Origin of the sequence: Morganella sp. TYF_1, from assembly GCF_043105645.1 — a bacterium.
Lineage (GTDB): Bacteria > Pseudomonadota > Gammaproteobacteria > Enterobacterales > Enterobacteriaceae > Morganella > Morganella morganii_B.
On sequence record NZ_JBICLU010000011.1, the window covers coordinates 79,726 to 105,676 of the forward strand.

At 53.0% G+C, this 25,951-nt stretch carries 24 protein-coding genes and 1 riboswitch; of the genes, 13 read left to right on the forward strand and 11 right to left on the reverse strand.

Annotated features, from left to right (window positions below; genetic code table 11):
* Nucleotides 1-13: 13 nt before the first annotated feature.
* The gene (gene rluA, locus ACF8OF_RS03580) at nucleotides 14-664 is read left to right on the forward strand and encodes a bifunctional tRNA pseudouridine(32) synthase/23S rRNA pseudouridine(746) synthase RluA (protein WP_392495808.1); all 651 of its coding nucleotides are present in this window, start codon (nucleotides 14-16) and stop codon (nucleotides 662-664) included.
* A gap of 236 nt (nucleotides 665-900) precedes the next feature.
* Here rluA and djlA read toward each other — a convergent pair whose 3' ends face one another.
* On the reverse strand, nucleotides 901-1,722 hold the full coding sequence (djlA, locus tag ACF8OF_RS03585; RefSeq protein WP_262858970.1) for a co-chaperone DjlA: 822 nt from the start codon (nucleotides 1,720-1,722) through the stop codon (nucleotides 901-903).
* 179 nt (nucleotides 1,723-1,901) lie between these two features.
* On the opposite strand from djlA, the gene lptD reads away from it, so the two are divergent.
* From lptD to apaH, 6 genes are all read left to right on the forward strand, one after another.
* On the forward strand, nucleotides 1,902-4,271 hold the full coding sequence (lptD, locus tag ACF8OF_RS03590; protein WP_392495744.1) for an LPS assembly protein LptD: 2,370 nt from the start codon (nucleotides 1,902-1,904) through the stop codon (nucleotides 4,269-4,271).
* 70 nt (nucleotides 4,272-4,341) lie between these two features.
* Nucleotides 4,342-5,640, forward strand: a complete 1,299-nt coding sequence (gene surA / locus ACF8OF_RS03595; RefSeq protein ID WP_025153790.1) for a peptidylprolyl isomerase SurA — start codon at nucleotides 4,342-4,344, stop codon at nucleotides 5,638-5,640.
* Nucleotides 5,624-6,622 (forward strand): 4-hydroxythreonine-4-phosphate dehydrogenase PdxA, encoded by a 999-nt coding sequence (pdxA, locus tag ACF8OF_RS03600; protein WP_392495745.1) that lies wholly within the window; start codon nucleotides 5,624-5,626, stop codon nucleotides 6,620-6,622. Before surA ends, pdxA begins: the two co-directional genes overlap by 17 nt.
* Nucleotides 6,619-7,431 carry a 16S rRNA (adenine(1518)-N(6)/adenine(1519)-N(6))-dimethyltransferase RsmA gene (gene rsmA / locus ACF8OF_RS03605; RefSeq protein WP_004237170.1) on the forward strand — a complete coding sequence of 271 codons (813 nt, stop codon included), beginning with the start codon at nucleotides 6,619-6,621 and terminating at the stop codon, nucleotides 7,429-7,431. The genes pdxA and rsmA overlap by 4 nt, the downstream gene beginning before the upstream one ends.
* 10 nt (nucleotides 7,432-7,441) lie before the next feature.
* Entirely contained in the window at nucleotides 7,442-7,819 is a 378-nt protein-coding gene (gene apaG, locus ACF8OF_RS03610; RefSeq protein ID WP_004237169.1) for a Co2+/Mg2+ efflux protein ApaG, read from the forward strand.
* A 6-nt stretch (nucleotides 7,820-7,825) separates the two neighbouring features.
* The gene (apaH, locus tag ACF8OF_RS03615) at nucleotides 7,826-8,659 is read left to right on the forward strand and encodes a bis(5'-nucleosyl)-tetraphosphatase (symmetrical) ApaH (RefSeq protein ID WP_392495746.1); all 834 of its coding nucleotides are present in this window, start codon (nucleotides 7,826-7,828) and stop codon (nucleotides 8,657-8,659) included.
* Nucleotides 8,660-8,753: 94 nt separating this feature from the next.
* Here the strand turns inward: apaH and folA are convergent, their stop codons facing one another.
* Nucleotides 8,754-9,248 (reverse strand): type 3 dihydrofolate reductase, encoded by a 495-nt coding sequence (folA, locus tag ACF8OF_RS03620; RefSeq protein ID WP_015422448.1) that lies wholly within the window; start codon nucleotides 9,246-9,248, stop codon nucleotides 8,754-8,756.
* 171 nt (nucleotides 9,249-9,419) lie between these two features.
* Between folA and ACF8OF_RS03625 the strand changes: the two genes are divergently transcribed.
* A complete protein-coding gene (locus ACF8OF_RS03625) occupies nucleotides 9,420-10,034 on the forward strand; it encodes a LysE family transporter (protein ID WP_025153793.1) in 615 nt (204 codons plus the stop codon).
* An 11-nt stretch (nucleotides 10,035-10,045) separates the two neighbouring features.
* Nucleotides 10,046-10,798 (forward strand): nucleotidyltransferase domain-containing protein, encoded by a 753-nt coding sequence (locus ACF8OF_RS03630; protein ID WP_262858975.1) that lies wholly within the window; start codon nucleotides 10,046-10,048, stop codon nucleotides 10,796-10,798.
* Nucleotides 10,799-10,850: 52 nt separating this feature from the next.
* Here the strand turns inward: ACF8OF_RS03630 and ftsP are convergent, their stop codons facing one another.
* From ftsP to nudF, 7 genes are all read right to left on the reverse strand, one after another.
* A complete protein-coding gene (gene ftsP, locus ACF8OF_RS03635) occupies nucleotides 10,851-12,278 on the reverse strand; it encodes a cell division protein FtsP (protein WP_262858976.1) in 1,428 nt (475 codons plus the stop codon).
* A 228-nt stretch (nucleotides 12,279-12,506) separates the two neighbouring features.
* Nucleotides 12,507-13,253, reverse strand: a complete 747-nt coding sequence (locus ACF8OF_RS03640; RefSeq protein ID WP_392495747.1) for a 1-acylglycerol-3-phosphate O-acyltransferase — start codon at nucleotides 13,251-13,253, stop codon at nucleotides 12,507-12,509.
* 79 nt (nucleotides 13,254-13,332) lie between these two features.
* Nucleotides 13,333-15,594, reverse strand: coding sequence for a DNA topoisomerase IV subunit A (gene parC, locus ACF8OF_RS03645; protein WP_025153797.1), 2,262 nt, complete (start codon nucleotides 15,592-15,594; stop codon nucleotides 13,333-13,335).
* 42 nt (nucleotides 15,595-15,636) lie between these two features.
* Entirely contained in the window at nucleotides 15,637-17,532 is a 1,896-nt protein-coding gene (gene parE, locus ACF8OF_RS03650; protein WP_392495748.1) for a DNA topoisomerase IV subunit B, read from the reverse strand.
* A 95-nt stretch (nucleotides 17,533-17,627) separates the two neighbouring features.
* Nucleotides 17,628-18,206 carry an esterase YqiA gene (gene yqiA / locus ACF8OF_RS03655; RefSeq protein WP_262862664.1) on the reverse strand — a complete coding sequence of 193 codons (579 nt, stop codon included), beginning with the start codon at nucleotides 18,204-18,206 and terminating at the stop codon, nucleotides 17,628-17,630.
* Entirely contained in the window at nucleotides 18,206-19,039 is an 834-nt protein-coding gene (cpdA, locus tag ACF8OF_RS03660; RefSeq protein ID WP_392495749.1) for a 3',5'-cyclic-AMP phosphodiesterase, read from the reverse strand. Before cpdA ends, yqiA begins: the two co-directional genes overlap by 1 nt.
* A 108-nt stretch (nucleotides 19,040-19,147) precedes the next feature.
* A complete protein-coding gene (gene nudF, locus ACF8OF_RS03665) occupies nucleotides 19,148-19,786 on the reverse strand; it encodes an ADP-ribose diphosphatase (protein WP_025153801.1) in 639 nt (212 codons plus the stop codon).
* Nucleotides 19,787-20,005: 219 nt separating this feature from the next.
* Between nudF and tolC the strand changes: the two genes are divergently transcribed.
* The 3 genes from tolC (at nucleotide 20,006) to ACF8OF_RS03680 (ending at nucleotide 23,513) form a co-directional block, all read left to right on the forward strand.
* Entirely contained in the window at nucleotides 20,006-21,370 is a 1,365-nt protein-coding gene (gene tolC, locus ACF8OF_RS03670) for an outer membrane channel protein TolC (RefSeq protein WP_262882960.1), read from the forward strand.
* A 311-nt stretch (nucleotides 21,371-21,681) separates the two neighbouring features.
* Nucleotides 21,682-22,347 (forward strand): DUF1190 family protein, encoded by a 666-nt coding sequence (locus tag ACF8OF_RS03675; RefSeq protein ID WP_262859039.1) that lies wholly within the window; start codon nucleotides 21,682-21,684, stop codon nucleotides 22,345-22,347.
* Nucleotides 22,348-22,352: 5 nt separating this feature from the next.
* Entirely contained in the window at nucleotides 22,353-23,513 is a 1,161-nt protein-coding gene (locus ACF8OF_RS03680; RefSeq protein ID WP_262882961.1) for a glutathionylspermidine synthase family protein, read from the forward strand.
* A gap of 76 nt (nucleotides 23,514-23,589) precedes the next feature.
* Here the strand turns inward: ACF8OF_RS03680 and ygiD are convergent, their stop codons facing one another.
* Nucleotides 23,590-24,369 (reverse strand): 4,5-DOPA dioxygenase extradiol, encoded by a 780-nt coding sequence (gene ygiD / locus ACF8OF_RS03685; RefSeq protein ID WP_392495750.1) that lies wholly within the window; start codon nucleotides 24,367-24,369, stop codon nucleotides 23,590-23,592.
* A 186-nt stretch (nucleotides 24,370-24,555) separates the two neighbouring features.
* Complete coding sequence (ribB, locus tag ACF8OF_RS03690; RefSeq protein ID WP_004237153.1) at nucleotides 24,556-25,209, reverse strand: 3,4-dihydroxy-2-butanone-4-phosphate synthase; 654 nt, start codon at nucleotides 25,207-25,209, stop codon at nucleotides 24,556-24,558.
* Between the two features lie 154 nt (nucleotides 25,210-25,363).
* Nucleotides 25,364-25,509, reverse strand: a riboswitch (FMN riboswitch).
* Nucleotides 25,510-25,650: 141 nt separating this feature from the next.
* Here ribB and ACF8OF_RS03695 point away from each other — a divergent pair.
* Nucleotides 25,651-25,911, forward strand: coding sequence for an accessory factor UbiK family protein (locus ACF8OF_RS03695; protein WP_262858986.1), 261 nt, complete (start codon nucleotides 25,651-25,653; stop codon nucleotides 25,909-25,911).
* The last annotated feature ends 40 nt before the right edge of the window (nucleotides 25,912-25,951 follow it).

Sequence of the window (25,951 nt, forward strand, 5' to 3'; positions counted from 1 at the left end):
TGATCCCATGCTAATGGAACCCTATAACCCGCCTGCCGATCCCTGGCTGAATATCCTCTGGCAGGATGAAAGCATCATTGTGGTGAATAAACCAAGCGGACTGCTTTCCGTTCCCGGCCGTGCGCCCGAACATAAAGACAGTGTGATGACACGCATTCAGCGGGATTATCCTGCCGCAGAATCTGTTCATCGTCTGGATATGGCGACCAGCGGTATTATTGTGGTTGCGCTGACCAAAGCTGCCGAGCGGGAACTTAAACGGCAGTTCCGCGAACGGGAACCGAAAAAAACCTATATTGCCCGTATCTGGGGACGGCTGGAGCCGGAAACCGGCATGGTGGATTTACCGCTGATTTGTGACTGGCCGAACCGGCCGAAACAGAAAGTGTGTTTTGAAACCGGCAAACCGGCTCAGACAGGTTATGAGGTGCTGGAATATGAGAAAAATGCCACGCGGGTAAGGCTGTTCCCGGTTACCGGACGCTCACATCAGTTGCGGGTGCATATGCTGGCACTGGGACACCCGATTTTAGGTGATCGTTTTTATGCACATGATGAAGCAAGAGCCGCAGCGCCCCGGCTGCAGCTTCATGCAGAGGCGCTGTCTGTCACACATCCGGCAAACGGTGAGCCGATGCATTTTACTTGTAAATCAGATTTTTAGTGGATTAACACGGTCACCGAATTCATTGAGGCAAGAATCAGGCAAAGTGCTAATCCCGCTACTCCGATAAGAACACGGGTATTGGCCATGGATCATATCCTTAACATATTTAATAAAATATTTACGTAATTTTTCAACTGCATTTATATTTTATAGCAATGATATGAAAAGAATATGATCCGCCCTGCACTTTCCCGGCAACACGTTTTACACCTTCAAAACGGTATTAAACGGGATTATTTAAAGCCTTTCTCTTTTTTAATGAGATCATATGCTGCCTGGATTGATTGCGCTTTCTCTTTTGCCAGTTCCATCATTTCCGGCGGTAACCCTTTCGCCACCAGTTTATCCGGATGATGTTCACTCATCAGCTTGCGGTAGGCGCGTTTGATGGCAGTACTGTCGTCACTTTCTTTCACACCCAGCACCCGGTAAGCCGCGGCAAGATCAGCGCTCTGGTCGCGGTAGTACCCCTGCTGAGACTGCTGCTGCCAGTTACCGCTCTGTGCCCCGCCGTGCATTTGCGCCTGCATCATTGCCAGTACATTTTCAAACTGATGACGCGGGATCCCCAGTTCTTCGGCGATCACCAGGAGCACCTGGCGCTCGTTCGGATGCAGCTCTCCGTCACCGAACGCCGCCTGGATCTGGATTTCCAGAAACATACGCAGCAAATCCGCCCGCCCGTAACAGGCGCGGCGTAACTGACGCAGGGCATCCCGCAGCGGGAAACCGGCGGCTTTACCTTCACGGAACGCGTTCTGAGCCTGTGTCCGCGCACTGCCGTGTAACTGCATGCGATCCATCAGTGCGGTGGCCAGATAAATATCTGATTCCGTTACCCGGCCTTTTGATTTGGTCAGATGCCCCAGAATCTGAAAGGTCGTGCTGAAAAAAAGTGCCTGTCTGGACTGATTGTTGCTGAATGAGCCACCCAATTGCTGACTGCGGACTTTATCAATCGCATGACCAATAAGAAAGCCGAGAAAAATACCCCAAAAACCGGCTCCGGATGCCATGCCTAATAAAATTCCGATGATTTTTCCCAAATAGTGCATATACTCCTCAATTCAACAATGCCCTTGGCGCAATTTTGCATTATCATACTACCCATTCTGTACGATGCCTAACGCCATTTGGATACGTGAACCTGTTTCACGCACGCTCTTTTTTCGTGTAAATTAAGCTCCTGGCGTTCGGGCAATGTGCTACCGAGGACGGAATTGCAGACATACTTATGAAGAAGAGTTATCCAACCCTGCTGGCCACCATTATCTGGACAGCGCTATACAGTCAGGCTGCACAAGCCGCCACACTTGCCGAGCAGTGTATGCTGGGTGTTCCGGTGTATGACGAGCCGGTTGTTGACGGAAAACCCGGTGATTTTCCGGTCAATATCACTGCACAAGGTATGTCAGGCGAATATCCGCACGCGGTAAAATATGACGGTGGTGTGGATATCCGTTCAGGTAACCAGAACCTGAAAGCGGATGAAGTGGAAGTCACTCAGAGCGGTGAAGAGACCAATCCTGTCCGTATTGCGACAGCAACCGGTGATGTCCGCTATTCTGATCCGCAAATCCGTCTGAAAGGGCCGAAAGCGTGGCTGAATCTCAACAACAATGATGCCGATGTTGAGAAAGGCGATTACCAGATGGTCGGTCGCCAGGGCCGCGGTGATGCCGACAAAATGAAGCTTCGCGGTGAAAACCGTTATACCATCCTTGAGAACGGGGTCTTCACCTCCTGTCTGCCGGGTAATGACAGCTGGAGCGTCAAAGGCTCAGAAGTCATTATTGACCAGGATGAGCAGGTTGCGGAAATCTGGAACGCCCGTTTCCGTGTCGCCAATGTCCCGATCTTCTACAGCCCGTATCTCCAGTTACCGATCGGTGATAAACGCCGCTCCGGTTTCCTGATCCCGAACGGCAGCTATTCCAAATCCTCCGGCCTGGAATTTACCCTGCCGTATTACTGGAATATCGCCCCGAATTATGATGCCACTATCACGCCGCACTATTTCAGTAAACGCGGCCTGAAAATGGATAATGAATTCCGTTATCTGACACAGTTCGGCAGAGGTACACTGGCCTTTGATTTCCTGCTGGATGACTCGCAGTACAAAAAAGACAAAGAAGCCGCCGGTAATGCGGAATGGGCAAAACGGGAATCCAACGACCGCTGGTTATTCTACTGGGGTCACAGCGGATCGTTTGCACAGGACTGGTGGTTCTCTTCTGACTACACCAAAGTCAGTGACTCGCGCTATTTTACCGATTTCACTTCCGCTTACGGTAACTCCACGGACGGCTATGCCACGCAGAAACTGGCTGTGGGTATCCGAAAATCAAACTGGAACGCCACTGTAACCTCCAAACAGTTCCAGATCCTGACCAACAATGATAACGCGACATCCTACCGAGCTGAGCCGCAGCTGGATCTCAATTATTATAAAAATGACCTCGGCGTGTTTGATTTCCGGGCCTACGGTCAGGTCTCCCGCTTTACCAGCGTGGGTAAAAATAATCCGGATGCTACCCGTATTCATGCGGAACCGACACTCAGCATGCCACTGTCTAACGGCTGGGCCAGCTTCAATACCGAAGCGAAGCTGATGGCAACCCATTATGATCAGGATATTCCTGAAGTACTGAAGAACTCCGAACTTGAAAAAAATGTTACACGGGTGCTGCCGCAGTTTAAAGCTGATGCGAAGATGATTTTCGAGCGGCCGATGTTCTTTAACAACAGTTTCACCCAGACATTAGAACCGCGCGCACAGTACCTGTATGTCCCGTATAAAAACCAGGACAATATCAACAACTTCGACTCCACGCTGATGCAGTCCAGCTACAGCGGCCTGTTCCGTGACCGTATGTACAGTGGTCTGGATCGCATTGCATCCGCCAACCAGGTGACCACCGGGGTGACCAGCCGGATTTATGATGATGAATTAGTTGAACGATTTAACGTTTCTGTGGGTCAAATCTACTACTTTGAACGTCCGCGTACCGGTGACTCTCAAAATACGGTCGTGGATGAAAAAGATGAAACCGGTTCGATGGTCTGGGCAGGTGATTCCATGTGGCGTTATAACGACAACTGGGGCCTGAAAGGCGGTATTCAGTATGACCGCCGCCTGGGCAGTGTCGCCATGTCCAACGCCACTCTGGAATACCGTCAGGATGCCGAACGTCTGATTCAGCTGAACTACCGCTATGTGGATCGGGACTATATTCAGGCGATGCGTCAGCATACCCGGTATGGTGAAAAATACGTTTCACCGCCAAACCAGCAAGGTATCTCTCAGGTCGGTATCGTGGCCAGCTGGCCGGTTGCCGAGCAGTGGGCCTTTGTCGGTCAGTATTACTATGACACCAAAGAGAGCCAGCCGGCCAGCCAGCTGGTTGGTCTGCAATACAATACCTGCTGCTGGGCGGCAAACGTTGGCTATGAGCGTAAGATTATCGGCTGGAAAAATGATGCCAGTGAATACGACAATAAATGGACGTTTAATATCGAATTACGCGGCATGAGCAGCAATTACAGTCTGGGCAGCCAGAAAATGCTTGAGCGTGGTATTCTGCCGTATGTTCCGGCATTTTAACCGCCTGAGCTGACACAATTTTCACATGCCGTACCGGCGGTACGGCGATACGAAACATGATGGGATACTTATGAAAAACTGGAGAACACTCATTCTCGGCCTGATGTTCACGGCAAGCACTGCCTCATTCGCAGCACCGCAGCAACTGGACAAAGTCGCGGCAGTGGTGAATAACGGTGTGGTTCTGGAGAGTGATGTCAATAATATGCTTCAGACTGTCGCCATGAATGCCCGCAATGCCGGTCAGCAGATTCCGGATCAGGCGACATTACGTCAGCAGATTCTGGAACGTCTTATCATGGACAATATCGTGATGCAGATGGCCGGACAGATGCAGATCACTATCCCTGACCAGGCCGTTGATGGCGCTATCGAAGATATCGCCCGTCAGAACAACATGACCCTTGCCCAGATGAAAGATCGCCTGAAACGTGACGGGATGAGCTATGACAAATACCGCAGCGATATCCGCAAAGAAATGATGATGGCGGAAGTCCGTAATAACGAAGTCCGTCGTCGTGTAGTGATCCTGCCGCAGGAAGTGGAGTCTCTGGCAAACCTTATCAGCACACAAAACGCTGCGGATACGGAACTGAACATCAGCCATATCCTGATCCCGCTGCCGGAAAATCCGACAGAAGAACAGATGAATGCAGCGAAAGAAAAAGTCACCACCATTATGAATGAACTTCAGCATGGTGCCGATTTCGGTAAACTGGCGATCACCTATTCTGCGGATCCGCAGGCACTCAAAGGCGGTAATATGGGCTGGAGCCGTTTACAGGAGCTGCCGGGTCTGTTTGCCGAGCGTCTTCAGTCCGCCAAAAGCGGAGAAATTGTCGGGCCGGTACGTTCCGGTGTCGGCTTCCATATTCTGCGCGTGAATGACGTCCGCGGAAACAGTCAGCCAATTTCAGTGACAGAAGTAAAAGCCCGTCATATTCTGATCAAACCGTCACCGGTAATGACCGATGACCAGGCCCGCAGCAAACTGCAGCAGATTGCCGCTGATGTGAAAAGCGGTAAAACCACGTTTGATGCTGCGGCAAAACAATTCTCAGAAGACCCGGGCTCTGCCCTGCGCGGTGGTGAGTTAGGCTGGTCAATGCCTGATATCTACGACCCGGCTTTCCGTGACGCACTGATGAAACTGAAAAAAGGCGAACTGAGTCAGCCTGTCCGTTCCTCTTTCGGCTGGCACCTGATCCAGCTTGAAGATACCCGCAACGTGGATAAGACCGAAGCGGCTCAGAAAGATCGCGCTTACCGTATGCTGTTTAACCGTAAATTCAGCGAAGAATTACAGAGCTGGATGCAGGAACAGCGCGCCGGCGCTTACGTGGAAATTTTAGATGGCAGTAACAAATAAGCTGAAACCTGTCGTTATTACCCCCGGCGAACCTGCCGGGGTTGGTCCTGACCTGACAGTCGCGCTGGCACAGCGCGACTGGCCGGTAAAACTGGTGGTTTGTGCCGACCCGCAACTGATGCAGCAACGAGCACACACGCTGTCACTGCCGCTCACCCTTGAACCTTATTCACCGGATACCACCTGCCAGCCGCAGCGCGCGGGCACACTGACCATTCTGCCTGTTGAACTGAAAGCGCCGGCTGTCGCCGGTGAGCTTAACGTGGCAAATGCCGCCTATGTGACCGAAACACTGGCACGCGCCTGTGACGGCTGTTTACAGGGTGAGTTTGGTGCTTTGATTACAGGCCCGGTACATAAAGGCATCATTAACGATGCCGGGATCCCGTTTATCGGTCATACCGAATTTTTCGCCGACCGCAGTCACTGCAAGCGTGTGGTGATGATGCTGGCGACCGAAGAAATGCGGGTGGCGCTGGCGACCACACATCTGCCGATTTTACAGGTTCCGGCAGCCGTTGACCGCACCTGCCTGCATGAAGTGATCACTATCCTCAATCATGACCTGCGCACCAAATTCGGTATCGCGCAGCCGCATATCATCGTTTGTGGTCTGAACCCGCATGCGGGGGAAGGCGGCCATATGGGGCATGAAGAGATAGACACCATTATCCCGGCACTCGATGAGCTTCGGGCGCAGAGCATTTCCCTGGAAGGTCCGCTCCCGGCAGACACCCTGTTCCAGCCGAAATACCTGGAACGCGCGGATGCGGTGCTCGCCATGTATCACGATCAGGGCCTTCCTGTGCTAAAATATCAGGGATTCGGCCGTGCCGTGAATATCACGCTGGGACTGCCGTTTATCCGGACCTCTGTTGACCACGGCACAGCCCTGGAACTGGCAGGTACCGGCAAAGCAGATGCGGGTAGTTTTATCACCGCATTAAATTTAGCGATTACAATGATTAAAAACAGTCAATGAATACACGAGTCCATCAGGGGCATTTTGCCCGTAAACGTTTCGGGCAGAACTTCTTAACCGATCAATTTATTATCGACAGCATTGTCGCGTCGATTAACCCGCAACCCGGTCAGGCGATTGTCGAAATCGGGCCGGGACTGGCTGCACTGACTGAGCCGGTCGCCGATCGCATGGACAAAATGACGGTCATTGAAATCGACCGTGATCTGGCCGCCCGTCTGGCCAGCCATCCGTTTTTACAAAGCAAACTGACCATTATTCAGCAGGATGCCATGACCGTCGATTTCACGGCGCTGGCACAGGAGCGCGGTCAGCCGCTGCGGGTGTTCGGTAACCTGCCGTACAATATCTCCACGCCGCTGATGTTCCATCTGTTCACCTTCACTAACGCAATCAGTGATATGAACTTTATGCTGCAAAAAGAAGTGGTTAACCGTCTGGTTGCCGGTCCGGGCAGCAAAACCTACGGTCGTCTGAGTGTTATGGCGCAGTATTACTGCCAGGTCGTACCGGTTCTGGATGTGCCGCCGACGGCATTCCGCCCGGCACCGAAAGTGGATTCAGCGGTTGTCCGCCTGATCCCGCACCGCGAAAATCCGTATGTGCTGAAAGATGTCGCGCTGCTCAGCCGGGTGACCACGCAGGCCTTTAACCAGCGCCGCAAAACGATCCGCAACAGCTTAGGTGATCTGTTCAGTCCGGAAACCCTGACTGAACTGGGTATTGATCCGGCGACCCGTGCAGAAAATATCAGTGTTGCGCAATACTGTCTGATGGCCAATTACCTGGCGGAACATCCCGCCTCATAGGGGATTCATCATGAATAACGACCCGAGAATTTGTATTCAGGTTCAGAGTGTTTATATCGAAAGTCAGTCTGAACCGGATGCGGAACGCTATGTTTTCGCCTATACCGTTTCTATCCGTAACCTGGGTCGTGATCCTGTGCAGCTTATCAGCCGCTACTGGCGTATCACCAACAGTGAAGGCCGCCAGACAGAGGTTCAGGGGGAAGGTGTCATCGGTGAACAGCCGGTGATCCGGCCCGGTGAAGAGTATCGTTATACCAGCGGCACAGTCCTGGAAACACCGCTGGGCACCATGGAAGGTTACTACACTATGGTGGATCACGAGGGTGCGGATTTCATCAGTGAAATCCCTGTTTTCCGGCTCGCAATACCAACCTTTATTCACTGATTCTCTATGGCAACCTATCTTATCGGCGATGTTCACGGCTGTTACCGTGAACTTCGCGCATTACTGGCTCAGGCTGATTTTGATCCGCAGGCTGACACCCTGTGGCTGACCGGTGATCTGGTCGCCCGCGGCCCGGATTCACTTGATGTCCTTCGTTATGTCAAAAGCCTGGGTGACTGCGTCAGGCTGGTACTCGGTAATCATGATCTTCACCTGCTGGGGATCTACGCGGGGATCAGCCGTAACAAACCACGCGACCATCTGAACAAACTGCTCAGCGCACCGGATCTGGATGAGCTGATCAACTGGCTGCGCCGCCAGCCGATGCTGCAGGTTGATCATGAGAAAAAGCTGATTATGGCACACGCCGGGATCACCCCGCAGTGGGATCTGGATACCGCCATTATATGTGCCCGTGAAGTGGAAGCGGTTCTCAGCAGCGATACCTATCCGTTGTTTATTAATGCTATGTATGGTGATCTGCCGAATGACTGGTCCCCGTCTCTGACCGGCCTGGCACGTCTGCGCTTTTCCACCAATGCCCTGACCCGGATGCGTTACTGCTTCCCGGGCGGACAACTGGATATGGTCTGCAAAGATAAACCGGATCAGGTTTCCGCACCGCTGAAACCCTGGTTTGCCCTGCCGTCAAAACTGCCGGAAGGTTACAGCGTGGCTTTTGGTCACTGGGCATCACTGGAAGGCAAAGGTACGCCGCGCGGTATTTATGCGCTGGATACCGGCTGCTGCTGGGGCGGACAGCTTACCATGCTGCGCTGGGAAGATCGCTGCTATTTCTGGCAGGAATCTTTTGCGGTGCGGGATGAGGATGAGAACTGAGCAGTCACCGGCAACAGACAAGAAAAAGCAGAGCCGGTGGCTCTGCTTTTTTGTATTAACATTATTTATGAAATAATACGAATCAACTGATTAATCAGCTCTTACGGCGCTCTAAGATTTCAAAGCAGAAACCGTGCGAGTTTGCTTCATCCGCATCATGATATTCCATAAAGGTGGAGTCCCACTCATCCGGCTCATAGTCCGGGAAGTAAGTATCCCCGCTGACTTCCGCATCAACGTGCGTCAGATATAAACGATCCGCCAGCGGCAGGAACTGTCCGTAGACTTTACCGCCGCCCATCACCATGATCTCACCGTCTGTTTCTTTCTGTGCAATCGCCAGTGCTTCTTCCACAGACTTAGCCCAGACCACGCGATCATCGTTGCCCGGCGTACGGCTGAGCACGATATTGAGGCGATCCGGCAGAGGACGACCGATAGATTCATAAGTCACGCGACCCATGATCACCGGTTTATTTACCGTATTACGTTTAAACCATGCCAGATCTTCCGGCAGTGTCCATGGCATCGCATTTTCCATGCCAATAACCCGATCCATAGCTAAAGCAGCGATCAAGCTAATGTTCATTCATTTCACCTTAGGGCTGAGAGAAATTTTGCCGTCACTATACGTAAACTACTCAATGCCGTCGACAGAATTCAGTGTTTCATCAATACAAATAATTTATTTGTCTTCACACTTGAAGGTGGGTCATACTTTTACTCTGCATTCAGGTCTTTTTCAGCAAGGATATACCATATGTATGATGCCACTCTGATGGTCACCACTATCGCTGCGCTCGGTATGATCTCCCCGGGCCCGGATTTCTTTCTGATTGTGAAAAACGCAGCCCGTTACCAGCGTGCCGCCGCCATGATGACCGCACTGGGTGTGCTGTCCGCGATCGCTATTCACATGACCTACTGCGTGGCCGGGCTGGCGGTGATCATCACCACCACACCGTGGCTGTTTATGATCCTCAAATATGCCGGCGCGGCTTACCTTATCTGGATCGGGATCAACAGCCTGCTGGCACGTGCCGGCCATACCCTTGATACCGGGGATGGCTCACATCAGCGTATCTCCTTTAAAAAAGCCTTTATGCAGGGATTTCTCTGTAACCTGCTGAACCCGAAAGCCACACTCTTTTTCCTTGCTATTTTTACCCAGGTACTGGATATCAACTCCGGATTTGGTGAAAAACTCTGGTATGCTGCTATTGTAATGGGACTGGCGGTGGTTTACTGGCCATCACTGGTACTGCTGATTCAGAGTGATCCGGTACGCCGCGGATTGGCGAAAATTCAGAAGTATATCGATAAAGTCCTTGGCGTCGTCCTGATTGGCTTTGGCGTCCGGGTCGCAATGAGTTGATGATAATGATAATGAAAACAGATAAATACACTTTTCAGCCGGAATTTCAGGCTGTCATACAGGATGCCGTACAGTCCCTGTATACGGCGCTGCCGGGTGTGCTGCACAGCATCTATGTCTATGGCAGTGTGGCGGAAGGCCGCGCTGTCCCGGGCCGCTCTGATCTGGATCTGACCCTAGTGCTGCACCGGTCGCTCAGTGCGGCGGAAAAAACCATTCTCCGCAGTCTGGACAAAGCACTGACTGCGCGTCACAGCAGTGTGTCAAAAATCGGGTTTGATACCGGTCTGCTGTCAGAAGTGACCTCTGCGGAAGAGCAGCCGGTCTGGGCTTACTGGCTGGCACATTTTTGCCTGCCGGTCTGGGGTGATGACCTGACACTGAAACTGCCCGTTGTGACACTTAACCGTGAGATTATACACGGCATTAACGGCGACTTTCCGGTGCTGGTCCGCACCAACCTGATGCAGTTACAGAAAAGCCCGCCGCTGGCTGAAATCCGGCGGATAAAACGGGAAACCGCACGGCGTCTGCTGCGTGCCACCGCACTGGTGTGGAATGATTATGAAACCTGCACTTACCCGCTGCCGTTACCGCAGATGGCCGGAAAAGCGATTGCGTTGTATCCGGAAAAACGCCACGCGATCACCTTTCTGCTGGGACAGACCGAAGAGCCGGATACCGGGATTATCCAGTTTATCGCCGTTGCCGGGACATTCTCCCGCTGGCTGCGGGATGAGGAAAAACGGCTGCTGAACCGCTGAATAAACACAAAAAAACCGCTGATTATTCAGCGGTTTTTTTATTTTGGGTGTTTTAATACAGCGGAGAGGGTTCAATTTCCAGTTGCCCGACAACGCCTTTGTCGGCCTGTTCAAGGAACTGGCTGTAATAGAAGAACGGGAAATGAGAATACGACGGCTGCATCATCTGCACCAGTAATTCACTGCGTCCGTCAATCCAGACAGTGTCTTTCCAGCCGTAATCCTGCGGCTGCGGTGACTGACCGTTATGGCTGATCACCTTAAAACGCACACCGCTGATATGGAACGGCTGCGGGGTATCGGTTGTGACAGCCCAGCGCTCCCAGTTACCCTGCTGTGTGCGGATATCGGTACGGCTCATGTCCCACATCGCGCCGTTAATTGCCGGCGGTGATAAACTGAGTGACACATCGCGGTTACGGACACCGGTCGTGATTTGTGTCGGATCCTGAATCAGGGTGGCCGGTAAATTATCCGTTACCAGCGAAATCAGGCCGGTTGCGCGGATAGTCAGCACGTTGGTATTCACCAGCGTATTTGAAGTCTCAAACAGACTTTTAAAACGCTCTGTCAGCGTGGCGGATTCCCCGGCGGTGATAGTCAGTGTTTCCGTTTTTGACATATCGATCAGCACTTCGCGCCGTTCGCCCGGCGACAGGGACAGCACCTCAACCGCCACCGGTGATGGCAGCAGGCCCTGATCGGAAGCGATCATATAGAACGGACGACCGTCACTGAGTTTCAGTTCAAAGCGCCGGGCGTTTGCGGCATTGACCATGCGCAGCCGGATCCAGCCTTTTGACACTTCCAGATACGGATCTTCCGCACCGTTGACGATCAGCCGGTCACCGATAAACATACCGTTATCTTCCGTGCGGTACTCCGGCGACCCGAAGGAATCCAGACGCTTATCCTGAATGATCAGCGGGAAATCATTGACGCCGTACTCTTTCGGCAGCGGCAGATTACGGCTTTCCTCATCATCCACAATCCACATGCCGGCAAGCCCGTGATAAACGTGCGGTGCCATCCGGTTCGGAGTATTGGCATGATACCAGCAGGTTGCAGCCGGCTGGCGCACCGGGATCACCGGCGACCAGTCTGTATTTGGTGAAATCAGGCGTGCGGCCCCTCCGGCAACCGTTCCCGGCACCAGCAGCCCGCTGACATTGACGGCAACCGGCTCAGACAGACGGTTGCTGTAAATCATTTTGATATCATCGCCATTACGGACACGCACAGTCGGCCCGAGATAACGGCCGTTAAAACCCCAGATACTGGCCTGATTTTTACCGTTAAATGACCAGTGAGTGCGCTGCATCGTCAGAAATAACGGCTGTCCGTTGCGGCTTTCCAGCAATGGCGGAACCGGTAACGGCTGACTGCCGCCCTCATCTGCCGCGCGGACAGACAGAGGCAGTGAACCTAAACACACCGCTAAGCCGGATGCTTGAATAAACCGGCGCCGACTCAGTGTCATAGCATCTCCGAAAAAAACGTTTCCATGATTTTTATGATTTGTACCGAACACCCGTATGCCGGTGAGCAGACAGAGACATCCGTGTTATCTTTTCATGAAGGGCATACGCTTAACAACGGAGTGTTAAGCGTATGATATAGCGGATGAAGAGCAATTCCTAAACTTATCTATGATAAGTTGCAAAATAATAAGACTGCTATTGTGTAACGGGCGTGACAGTCACGGAAATTAAGCGTCTTTACGGCCCTTTTGTTTTTCCATTTCAATCACTTCCTTATCCAGCTCCGCGATACGTTTGATCATCATCTGACGGCAGTCTTCGGCCAGTTCACGCACCTGTTCACGGCTGTATTTTGAGGTATCAACCGGCGGCAGCATATCCACAATCACCACACCGTTATTCCAGCGGTTCAGTTTGATGCGTCCCTGAGTGGTGGATACACACACCGGCACTACCGGCACACCGGCTGCCATTGCTGCATGGAAAGCACCGGTTTTAAACGGCAGCATACCGCGACCGCGGCTGCGTGAGCCTTCCGGGAACATCCAGACAGAGATATTACGCTTTTTGATCTGCTCCGCCACCTGGGTAATGGTGTTATGGGCTTTGCTGCGGTTGCTCCGGTCGATCAGGATATTCCCCGAAATCCAGTACAGCTGCCCGAAAAACGGGATCCAAATCAGGCTGCGCTTTCCGACAGTCACCGTGCGCGGCTGCACCGCATTCGACATGGTGATCATGTCATAGTTGTTCTGATGGTTACCCACATACACACAGGAACCGTAGTGTTTGGCTTCTTCCGGAATGCGGTACACCATTTTGATGCCGAAAACATAAGAAAGCTTGCCGTACATGCGCCCGAAGGTCATCACATGCTTCGGGTTACGCGGGCTGGTCAGGCAGATCAGGATACCGGCCAGGCTGCCGACAATACAATAAATAATAACGATGATAATACGTAAAATGGCTAACATGCGTCCCCCGCAAAATGGCCTTTTAAGAAAAGCGGGGCAATCATTGCCCCGTGAATAGTATCGCTGTTAATACCGGATATTACGCCTTCGGCTCCGGTTCAGAAATATCAATCCGTTCGATCTTCTTCTGCATGCCGCGCGGCAGCGCCGTACCGCGGCGTCCGCGCTCAGCACGGAATTTTTGCAGCTCTTCCGGACGCAGCGTCAGTTTACGCTTACCGAAATGCAGTGTCACACTGGCATCCGGGCGGATCACAAACAGATGTGCCAGGCCGTCTTCCCCGGCCGCCGCCGCCGCAGAGGTAATGGAGATAATCTTATTCCCCTTCCCTTTTGACAACTGCGGCAGGTCACCGACAGGGAACAGCAGCATCCGCCCTTCCTGCGATACTGCCAGCAGGAGATCGTTCTCCTCATCATTCACCTCAATCGGTGTCATGACTTTTGCGTTATCCGGCAGCGTGATCAGCACTTTCCCGGCTTTGTTTTTCGCGACCAGGTCACTGAAGGTACAGATAAAGCCGTAACCGGCATCCGAGGCCATCAGGTACTTCTGATTTTCATCATTCATCAGCACCTGTTCAAACACAGCCCCCGGCGGCGGTGTCAGCTTGCCGGTCAGCGGCTCGCCCTGACCACGCGCCCCCGGCAGTTCCAGCGGATCGAGCGAGTAACTGCGCCCGGTGGAATCAAGGAATACCACCGGCTGATTACTTTTACCCCGTGCCGCACCGAGGAACGCATCACCCGCTTTGTAGTTCATACCGGACGGGTCGATATCATGGCCTTTGGCGCTGCGCACCCAGCCCATCTGTGACAGCACAACGGTCAGCGGCTCGGACGGCAGAATGTCATGGTCGCTCATGGCTTTCGCCTCTTCGCGCTCATTGAGCGGGGAGCGGCGATCGTCACCGTACTGTCTGGCATCTTCCTCAAGCTCTTTTTTCAGCAGCGTGTTCATACGACGCTCAGAGCCGAGGATTGCCTGTAATTTATCACGCTCTTTCGCCAGCTCATCCTGCTCGCCGCGGATTTTCATCTCTTCGAGTTTGGCTAAATGGCGTAATTTCAGTTCGAGGATGGCTTCCGCCTGAGTATCGCTCAGCCCGAAGCGATCCATCAGAACCGGTTTCGGCTCATCTTCCGAACGGATGATGTCAATCACTTCATCAATGTTGAGATACGCGAGCAGCAAACCATCGAGAATATGCAGACGGCGCAGCACTTTTTCCAGCCGGTGATTCAGGCGGCGGCGCACCGTTTCGCGGCGGTAAACCAGCCACTCATTAAGGATCTCAACCAGCCCTTTAACCGCAGGACGTCCGTCCAGGCCGATCATATTCAGGTTGATGCGGTAGCTTCTTTCCAGATCCGTGGTCGCAAACAGGTGAGTCATCACCTGATCAAGATCGATCCGGTTACTGCGCGGGACAACCACCAGACGGGTCGGGTTTTCGTGATCCGACTCATCGCGCAGATCTTCCACCATCGGCAGCTTTTTCGCCCGCATCTGTGCCGCTATCTGCTCCAGCACTTTCGCGCCGGAAACCTGGTGCGGCAATGCGGTGATCACCGCATTACCGTCCTCAATGGTCCACACGGCGCGCATACGCACAGAGCCGCGACCGGATTTGTAGATCTTACGGATATCTTCCGGCCCGGTGATGATTTCCGCTTCTGTCGGGTAATCCGGGCCCGGGATAAACGCCATCACCTCTTCGAGGGACAGAGACGGCTTGTCGATCAGCGCCAGCAGGGCACCGGTTACTTCACGGGCGTTGTGCGGCGGAATATCCGTTGCCATACCGACTGCGATCCCGGTGGTACCGTTAAGCAGAATGTTCGGCAGGCGCGCCGGTAACATTTTCGGCTCCTGCATCGTGCCGTCAAAGTTCGGCACCCAGTCTGCGGTGCCGTGCCCCAGTTCACTGAGCAGCACTTCCGCATATTTTGACAGGCGCGATTCGGTATAACGCATGGCGGCGAAGGATTTCGGATCATCCGGTGCCCCCCAGTTCCCCTGTCCGTCCACCAGCGGGTAGCGGTAAGAGAACGGCTGCGCCATCAGTACCATCGCCTCATAACAGGCGCTGTCGCCGTGCGGATGGTATTTACCCAGCACGTCACCGACAGTACGGGCGGATTTTTTGTATTTGGCGGAGTTGCTTAACCCCAGTTCAGACATGGCATACACGATACGCCGCTGAACCGGTTTTAACCCGTCGCCGATAAAAGGGAGTGCCCTGTCCATGATGACGTACATGGAATAGTTGAGGTAGGCATTCTCTGTAAAATTATGCAGCGCCTGGCGCTCCACACCGTCATGAGTTATTTCACTCATTCACTCTGTTCCTCTGACCTTTTGTGCCGTCACGGGGTGACATCACACATCCAATTCCACCCGATCACCCTTTTCCTGCAACCAGTTACGGCGGTCTTCCGCTCGTTTCTTGCCGAGGAGCATATCCATCACCGACATCGTTTCCTGATAGTTTTCCTCACTGATAGTGAGCTGTATCAGACGCCGGGTATTCGGATCCAGGGTCGTTTCACGCAACTGACCGGGATTCATTTCCCCCAGCCCTTTAAAACGCTGCACATTCGGTTTGCCGCGCTTGCGGCTTAATTTATCCAGAATCGCATTTTTCTCGTTTTCATCGAGGGCGTAATGCACCTCTTTGCCGAGGTCGATACGATAGAGCGGCGGCATAGCCATATAGATATGACCGGCTTTCACCAGCGCCGGGAAGTGACGCACAAACAGCGCGCACAGCAGGGTGGCGATATGCAGCCCGTCCGAGTCCGCATCCGCGAGGATACAGATTTTGCCGTAACGGAGGGTGCTTAAATCGTCACTGTCCGGATCGATACCGATAGCCACGGAAATATCATGCACTTCCTGAGACGCCAGCACTTCATCAGACGACACTTCCCAGGTATTCAGTATCTTACCGCGCAGCGGCATGATGGCCTGGAATTCGCGGTCACGGGCCTGTTTGGCCGAGCCGCCCGCCGAATCCCCTTCCACCAGAAACAGTTCTGTCTGATTCAGATCCTGGGATGAACAGTCCGCCAGTTTTCCCGGCAGTGCCGGGCCTGATGTCAGTTTTTTGCGCACCACTTTTTTCGCGGCCCGCAGACGGCGCTGGGCGCTGGCAATCGCCATTTCCGCCAGCTGTTCCGCAGCCTGCACATTCTGGTTGAGCCACAGACTGAAGGCATCCTTCACCACGCCGCTGACAAATGCCGCGCACTGACGTGATGACAGACGTTCTTTGGTCTGACCGGCAAACTGCGGATCCTGCATCTTCACGGAAAGCACATACGCACAGCGCTCCCAGATGTCGTCAGCGGATAACTTCACGCCGCGCGGCAGAATATTACGGAATTCGCAGAACTCGCGGATGCCGTCAAGCAGCCCCTGACGCAGGCCATTGGCATGAGTACCGCCCAGCGGGGTCGGGATCAGGTTGACGTAGCTTTCGGTCAGCAGTTCGCCGCCTTCCGGCAGCCACAGCAGCGCCCAGTCCACCTCTTCATTGTCCCCGGCATGTTTGCCGGTAAACGCCGCTTCCGGCAGGGTCACCAGGCCGTTGACGTTTTCCATCAGGTAATCGGTCAGACCATCCTGATAGCACCAGCGCTGTTCAGTCTCGTTCACATTATCTTTGAAAAGGATCTCAACCCCCGGGCACAACACCGCTTTGGCTTTCAGCAGATGCACCAGCCGGGAAACAGAGAAGCGCGGACTGTCAAAAAACTGCTCATCCGGCCAGAAATGCACACTGGTACCGGTGTTGCGTTTGCCGCACTGCCCGATGACAGCCAGTTCACTGACTTTGTCACCATTTTCAAAGGCAATCTGATAAACCTGTCCGTCACGGCGGACAGTCACTTCGGTGCGTTTTGACAACGCATTGACCACGGAAATACCTACCCCGTGAAGACCACCGGAAAACTGATAGTTTTTATTGGAGAACTTCCCCCCGGCATGCAGGCGGGTCATGATCAGTTCGACCGCAGAGACTTTTTCTTCCGGGTGCATATCCACCGGCATCCCGCGCCCGTTGTCAATCACTTCAACAGACTGATCTTTATGCAAAATGACTTCGACAGATTTAGCGTGACCGGCTAAAGCTTCATCGACGCTGTTGTCGATAACTTCCTGAGCAAGGTGATTCGGCCGCATCGTGTCCGTGTACATACCCGGACGGCGGCGGACAGGCTCCAAACCACTGAGGACTTCAATATCCTCTGCGTTATAAGATGATTGCGTCATGTTGGATTATCGGTTTTTCGCTAAAAAATAAACAAAATACGTGAATGATACTGGCGATAATACCAGTCCCGGATAAATTTAAATACGATTTTTCATTAATGGCCGAGGCCGAGGAACTCAATTATCTGCGGAAAATAGCGCTGAAATCCGGTAAATGCGTGGTTTCCGCCGGATTCAATCGTCTGTTTGCATGCCACCAGATGGGTGACCGCCTGACGGTAATCCAGCACTTCATCGCCGGTCTGCTGCAATAACCAGATCAAATCCGGTGATTCAACGGGATCGGTAAAGATCGCCCGTAAATCCTGCATATGGTGCGGTTCAAGGGTATAACGCTCGCCGGTATAGGGGTTTTCATTCTCCCCGAGGTAGTCCTGAAGTAAATCAAACGGATACACCGCCGGATTGACCACCACCGCAGGGACATCAAACGCCTGTGACAGCCAGAGGGCAAAATACCCGCCCAGCGACGACCCGACAATGCCGGTATTCTCACCGGCCAGCGAGTTCATCAGATCTTCCAGAAACAGTGCGGCGTCATCCGGATAGCAGGGGATCTGCGGCTGTAACATCCGGATCGCCGGATGGTGCTCTGCCAGCCACGCTTTCAGCATCGTCCCTTTTTCTGACAGCGGGGAACTGTTGAAGCCATGCAGATAAAGGAGCGTTGCCATCAGTAACCGTCCGAACCCAGGTCGGGGCTGAATTCATCCGTATCGAGCCGGAACAGCTGTGTCGTCAGCGACGGACTATCACCGGTGGTCAGTTCCAGATAACGCCAGCCCGGCGCGGCGGTATCCAGCGTAAAATTAGTACAGTGCGGTTTAAACTGGACACAGGTTGACGGCGTGGCCAGCATACGGATGCCATTCCACATCACATCCATATCCTGGTGAATATGTCCGCATAAAATGCCTTCAATATTCTGATAACGGGTCAGAACCTCCGCCAGCATATGGGAGTTGCGCAGACTGTGCTGATCAAGCCAGGTACAGCCGGATGCCAGCGGATGGTGATGCAGCATCACAACGGTATGGCGGTCAGGCTGCTGCGCCAGGCAGTTATCCAGCCAGATAAGCTGGTCATCACTCAGTTCGCCGTGCGGCACGCCCTGAACCTGGCTGTCGAGCAGCAGGATCTGCCACTGCTCCCCGATCAGCACCTGCTTGGAGGAGGAGATACCGGCGGCGGCCAGTTCCTGTGCCATCGACGGCTGATAATCGTGATTCCCCGGCAGCCAGACACACGGCGCCGGTAAACGGGCAATACCGTCCGTAAACCGCTGATAGGCCCGGGTGCTCTGGTCCTGAACCAGATCACCGGTGGCCACAATCAGGTCAGCCGGTAACTGCTGTTTTACGATAGCATCCAGCACGGCGTGGTAACTGTGCAGAGTATTAATGCCCAGCAGCGTGTCTGTTTCACCGGCAAAAAGATGCGTATCGGTAATCTGTAAAATTAGGACCGCAGCGCCGTCAGCCACGGGCAAGTGCAACGGGGTTTCCAATCGATGTCCTTGTTATTTTAATAACTAACATATAATGATAACGTGTTTCGGCGAAGAAGATCTGCAATCCCGCACACAATTCCCCGGTTGCGTATAAAAAAATCCGGATTATTTATCCCGCCATGTTGTGCGTATACGTTCATAGTGCAGTGTAAGCCACTGAATTGCAATGACAGTTGCTGCGTTGTCGATCACACCTTTTTCAACCCATTCATACGCCTGCTCACGGCTGACCACATGAACACGGATGTCTTCATTCTCCTGCGCCAGCCCGTGAACCCCGCCTGCCGCCGCGGTATCCGCCTCGCCGATATACACATACATCCGCTCGGATGTCCCGCCCGGGCTTGAAAGATAGCTCAGTGCGAAGGTGCAGCGGCCGATTTTCAGCCCCGCTTCCTCTTCCGCCTCACGCCGCACCACATCTTCAGCGGATTCCCCGCTTTTATCGATCATCCCGGCCACCGCTTCCAGCAGCCAGGGGGTCTGACTGCTTTCAATGGCGGGCAGACGAATCTGTTCAATCAGTACAACTTCATCACGAACCGGGTCATACGGCAAAATAACGCCGGCATTTCCCCGTTCGAATACTTCGCGGCGGATTTCCGGGCTCCAGCCGCCCTCAAATAACCGGTGACGGAAACGGTATTCATTAATCTTAAAAAATCCTGAAAACAGGGTTTTCTGACTGATTATCTCCACGTCATCGCTGCTGAACGCAAAAGGCAATCCGGATGTGCGTTTCATACTATTTTCTCCGCCAATATATCAATTATCAGTGATAATGACCTTTTTCCTCTGCTGAGATAAAGAAATTTTCATCCCGTTGAGGTAAAGTTAAGCTAATTTAACCCGGAAGGCACAAACGGCTACCTTTATTAGCGAGCGGACTCTGCTAGAATTAAAGCCATTTGGTGCTTCCCGTGAGGCAACTGACAGATTAGCGCTGTGCAAAAAGGAATCCTAATGAAGAAACTGCTTTCTCTTCTCATTGCTGTGAGTGTGGCAGGTTTCAGCTCTGTCACCCAGGCTGAAGACCTCCTGCAGGTTTATCAAAAAGCGAAAGAGACCAACCCGACCCTCCGTCAGACTCAGGCTGAACGTAACCAGGCGTTTGAAAAAATTAACGAAGCCCGCAGTCCGTTACTGCCGCAGTTAGGTTTAAGCGGGGGTTATAATTATAACAGTGGTTACCGTGATAACAGTAATCAACGTAATAATGCACTGAATGCACAGCTGGGACTGACTCAGACGATTTTTGATATGAGCAAATGGCGTCAGCTGAACCTGCAGGAACAAACTGCCGGGATCAGTGACATCACATTCCAGAGCGCACAACAGCAGCTGATTGTCGATACCGCCGTTGCTTACTTTAATGTTCTGCGCGCGCTGGATACCCTGTCCTTCGTACAGGCACAGAAAGAAGCCGTCTACCGTCAGCTGGATCAGACCACTCAGCGTTTCAATGTTGGCCTGGTCGCCATTACTGACGTACAGAACGCCCGTGCTAACTACGACAGTGTTCTGGCTCAGGAAGTGGCAGGCCGTAACGATGTCGAAAACGCCATTGAAGTGCTCCGTCAGGTGAGCGGTATTTATTACAGCGAATTAGCCTCTCTGGATGTTAACCGCTTTAAAACCAATGCCCCGGATGCCATCGAAGCCCTGCTGAAAGAAGCACAGGAACGTAACCTGAATCTGCTGAGCGCCACACTGAGCCGTAATCTGGCGAAAGAGCAAATCAGCCTGGCAGAATCCGGTCACTATCCGACGGTAGGTCTGACTGCCAGTACCGGGGTTACCAACACAGACTACAGCGGCAGCGGCTACCCTAATGGCCGTCCGGATAACAGCTACGCCGGCCAGAGCTCCATCGGTGTGAACGTCAGTATCCCGCTGTACACCGGCGGCAACGTCTCATCACAGGTTGATCAGGCTCAGTACGGCTATACCGCCGCCAGTGAAAAGCTGGAAGCGACACTCCGTCAGGTGGTGCAGACCACCCGCTCTTCTTACAACAATATCAACGCCTCAATCAGCAGCGTGAACGCCTACAAACAGGTTGTGACCTCGGCGGAAAGCTCACTCAATGCAACCGAAGCCGGTTATCAGGTGGGTACCCGTACGATTGTGGATGTGCTGAACGCCACCACTACCCTGTATGAAGCGAAGAAAAGCCTGTCCAATGCCCGTTATGACTATCTGATTAACCAGCTTTATATCGGTCAGGCACGCGGTACACTGAATGAAGACGATATCCTGCGTCTCAACCAGGTGCTGGGTAAAACCATTTCCACATCACCGGCTTCCGTGGCACCGACCACCCGCTGATTTTCGTATTGTGATGATAAAAACCCGCCTTCGGCGGGTTTTTTTATGTTTTTGCTATTTTTACGGATAATCCTTCTGCCGGGCAGTGAAATATCAGGTTATATACCGGAAACTGCAATATAATTACCCCCGTAATGTGTACTTTATCCGTAAAAATACCGCCATACCGGTATCTTTTTTTTCTGTTAATCTGATTTAATTGACGTCAGACGCAAAAATCTGATTATTACTTTAATTTAACACAATTTTCCCCTATCCTAGACAGATATTACCTCCCCATAAAACCGTTTCCGGATATAACGACGATGACAATGAAACGCACCAAAAATATTAACCGCGATGCTTTCCGCAAAACCTGGCGTCAGTATCGCCTGGCACCTGTTGCGGCTGCTGTCGGCGCTGTTCTGATGTTAACCGCCTGCGATGAAGCCGATGAAACCGTTGCGCTCTACACCACCGCAGAGCAGTGCTCCGCCGCGAACCCGTCACAGGCCGGTGAATGTACCACTGCTTATAACAACGCACTGGAAGAGGCGGCAAAAACCGCACCGAAATATGCCACCCGCGAAGATTGTGTGGCGGAATTCGGTGAAGCCCAGTGTACCCAGGCACCAACAGAACTGGCAAACAACAGCCAGCAGCAGCCTGCCCAGGCCTCCGGCAGCTTCTGGATGCCGCTGATGGCCGGTTATATGATGGGCCGTATGATGGGTGGCGGTGCCGCAAACTCTCAGCCGCTGTTCACGTCCCGTAACCCGGCAAGCCCGGCCAACGGTAAATTTGTTGATGCCACCGGCAAGAACTACGGCTCTGCCACCGGCGGGCGCTCCATGACGGTACCGAAAACCGCCATGGCACCAAAACCGGCCACCACAACCACCACCACACGCGGCGGCTTCGGTGACAGCGTGGCGAAACAGAACACCATGCAGCGCTCATCCGGCAGCAGTTCATCCTCCCGTTCAATGGGCGGCTGATTTACATGAAACGTACAGCGATTAGCGAGCGCCCTGACTGGCGCGGGAAAGCTGAGGAATTCGGCTTTCATTTTCATACCATGTACGACGAGCCGTACTGGTCAGAAGATGCCTGTTATCAGTTCACTCTGGCACAAATCGATGAAATCGAGGAAGTGACCAACGAACTGCATCAGATGTGTCTTCAGGTGGTGGATAAGGTCACACAAAGTGACGAGCTGATGACCCGTTTCCAAATCCCGAAACACTGTTGGGATTTCGTGCGTGAGTCATGGGCAACCCGCCAGCCGTCACTTTATTCACGTCTGGATCTGGCCTATGACGGCGTTAACCCGCCGAAATTACTGGAAAATAATGCGGATACGCCGACATCACTGTATGAATCCGCTTTCTTCCAGTGGATCTGGCTGGAAGACCAGATTGCCGCCGGTAACCTGCCGGAAAATGCCGATCAGTTCAACGCCATCCAGGAAAAGCTGATTGAGCGTTTCGGGGTGCTGGCGGAAGAGTACGGGTTCCGTTATCTGCACATGGCCTGCTGTCAGGATTCCGTGGAAGATCGCGGCACTATCCAGTATTTACAGGACTGCGCACAGGAAGCCGGTATCACCACTGATTTTCTGTTTATTGAAGATATCGGGCTGGGCGATCGCGGTGAGTTTACTGATCTTCAGGATCAGGTTATCAGCAATATGTTTAAACTCTATCCGTGGGAATTTATGATGCGGGAGATTTTCTCCACTAAGCTGGCAGATGCCGGTGTACGCTGGCTGGAACCGGCCTGGAAGAGCATCATCTCCAACAAAGCCCTGCTGCCGATGCTGTGGGAAATGTTCCCGGATCACCCGAACCTGCTGCCTGCCTATTTTGCGGATAAACCGTATCCGGAAATGGAGAGCTACGTCATCAAGCCGCTGTTTTCCCGCGAAGGTGCCAATATCCGTATTATCGAAAACGGCAAAGAAATTGCTGCCGCGGATGGCCCTTACGGTGAAGAAGGTATGATTGTCCAGCAGTTCCATCCCCTGCCGAAATTCGGCGACAGCTATACCCTCGTGGGCAGCTGGCTGGTGAATGATGAATCTGCCGGGATCTGCATCCGTGAAGATAAAGAGCTTATCACCCAGGATCTCTCCCGTTTCTATCCGCATGTCATTATTGACTGACGAATAGTCTCTGGCTGATACAAAAATCCCCGCGATATCCGGTATCGCGGGGATTTTTTATAACGAAAAGACATCGTCAGCCGACTTTCACCGTCAGCATACTCAGTGAACCGGATTCAATGCCATCCACCGGCACGGTGACAGGCTCACTGCCCTGCCGCATGCCAAGGATATAGAGCAACGGCAGATAGTGTTCCGGCGACGGATTTGACCGCTTGCCGTCTTCGCGCTCAAGCGCATTCACCAGCGGATGCGGCCGGGTGTCGCTCTCCAGATTATCACGCACAAAATTATTAAAACTCACTGCCCACGGATACGGCTCCGCCTGTGCATTCTGCCAGTCCATCTCACGCAAATTATGCACCACATTACCGCTGCCGAGCACCAGCACACCTTCATCACGCAGTGACGCCAGCTTACGGCCGGTATCATAATGCCACTGTGCCGGTTTGCTGCCGTCGAGGCTGAGCTGCACCACCGGGATATCCGCCTCCGGATACATTTTCACTAAGATCCCCCAGCTGCCGTGATCTAACCCCCACTCGCCGTGATCTTCACCGATATTATCATCACTGAGCAGATCTTTTACCCGCGCCACCAGCGCTGAGGATCCGGGAGCCGGATATTCCGTTTCATGCAGTGCCTGCGGGAAACCACGAAAATCATGGATAGTGCGCGGATGCGCAGCCGATGTCAGCCACGTCCCCTGCGTATACCAGTGCGCGGAAATCACCAGAATAGCGGACGGACGCGGCATCTGTTCGCCCAGCTGCCGCCAGGTTTCGGTATAACGGTTGGTTTCCAGGACATTCATCGGGCTGCCGTGACCCGCAAACAGAGCCGGTAATCGTTTCATTGCTGACCTCACACAAAAATTGTTCACTGAGATCAGTGTATGCCATTCCGGGATTTATCACGCAGGGTAATCATGATGAAGTTATTCAAAAAATATGACGGGAGAGCGGAGACAAAAATGCCGCTGTGTCAGCAGCGGCATTCTCAGGATTTCACTCTTGTTCAGTTACTGACCCTGTCAGTGATCTCAGCCCGCTTTCGCCATTAACTGTTCGCGGTACTGTACCAGATCATCAATCGTCACAACCGGCATATCATGGGCTTTTGCAAACACAATGACTTCCGGTGCGCGGGCCATTGAGCCGTCATCGTTGGTCAGTTCACACAGCACACCGTACGGCTTCAGACCGGCGAGTGTCGCCAGGTCAACAGAGGCTTCGGTATGACCGCGGCGGGTTAACACACCACCGTTCTGCGCACGCAGCGGGAATACATGACCGGGACGGTTCAGATCCGCCGGAACAGCGCCATCGGCCACCGCAGCGCGGATGGTGGTGACGCGGTCAGCCGCAGACACCCCGGTGGTCACACCGTGAGCGGCTTCAATCGTGACGGTAAAGCCGGTTTTGAACTGGCTGGAGTTGTTCTCCACCATCATCGGCAGCTCAAGCTGCTGACGGCGTTCGTCAGTCAGGCACAGGCACACAATACCACTGCCGTGGCGGATGGTCAGTGCCATCTGCTCAACGGTGATGGTTTCGGCGGCGAACACCATGTCGCCTTCGTTTTCGCGGTTTTCATCATCGAGTACCATCACACCCCGTCCCTGACGGATAGCTTCAATGGCACGTTCTGCACGTTCAATCGGATTGCCGTAATCTGATAACAGCGTCTGATTCATGGTAAATAAACCTCATCGTAATTAAAAATGATTACCAGAACCAGGGCATCTTAGGAGTTGCATACATATCATAACATCATGCCGCAGCAGGCTGTCACCCGCACAGATAATTGATGATATGCGATCGGACGGGCAGATATTGCCCGGCTGATGCTGACTCTCTCCCATCCGGACTATAACCGTCGGCCCCGGAATTACACCGGATCTGCTGACCTTCACCTGGGTGAAGCGCTCGCGGGCTTCATTCGCAATGGAATGTTTACCGCCGGTGGGGACTTTCACCCCGCCCTGAGATAGCGTGATCACTATACCCCCGATAAATCATCTCAGCCAGTGGTTATTTTTACCGGGGGCTCAAAATGAGAACTCAGACTGGTTCAGAATCCCGTAACAGGTTACTATTTGCGGCATAACGATCCTCCGGCTCAGAAAGGAAAACTCATGATTGACCCGAAAAAAATTGAACAGATTGCCACACAGCTGCAAAGCGCGCTGCCGAAAGGTGTGCGGGAGATCGGAGCGGATATCGATAAAAAGATGCGTGCCATTTTACAGTCACAGCTCGGCAAACTGGATTTAGTCAACCGCGAAGAGTTTGATGTGCAGACTCAGGTGCTGCTGCGCACCCGCGAAAAACTGTCGCAGATGGAAAAACGTCTGACAGAGCTGGAAGCGCGCCTGGCGGAAAAAGGCGGCGAGTAATGACAACAGGAGATACGCCGTGCGTATCTCCTGCATAATC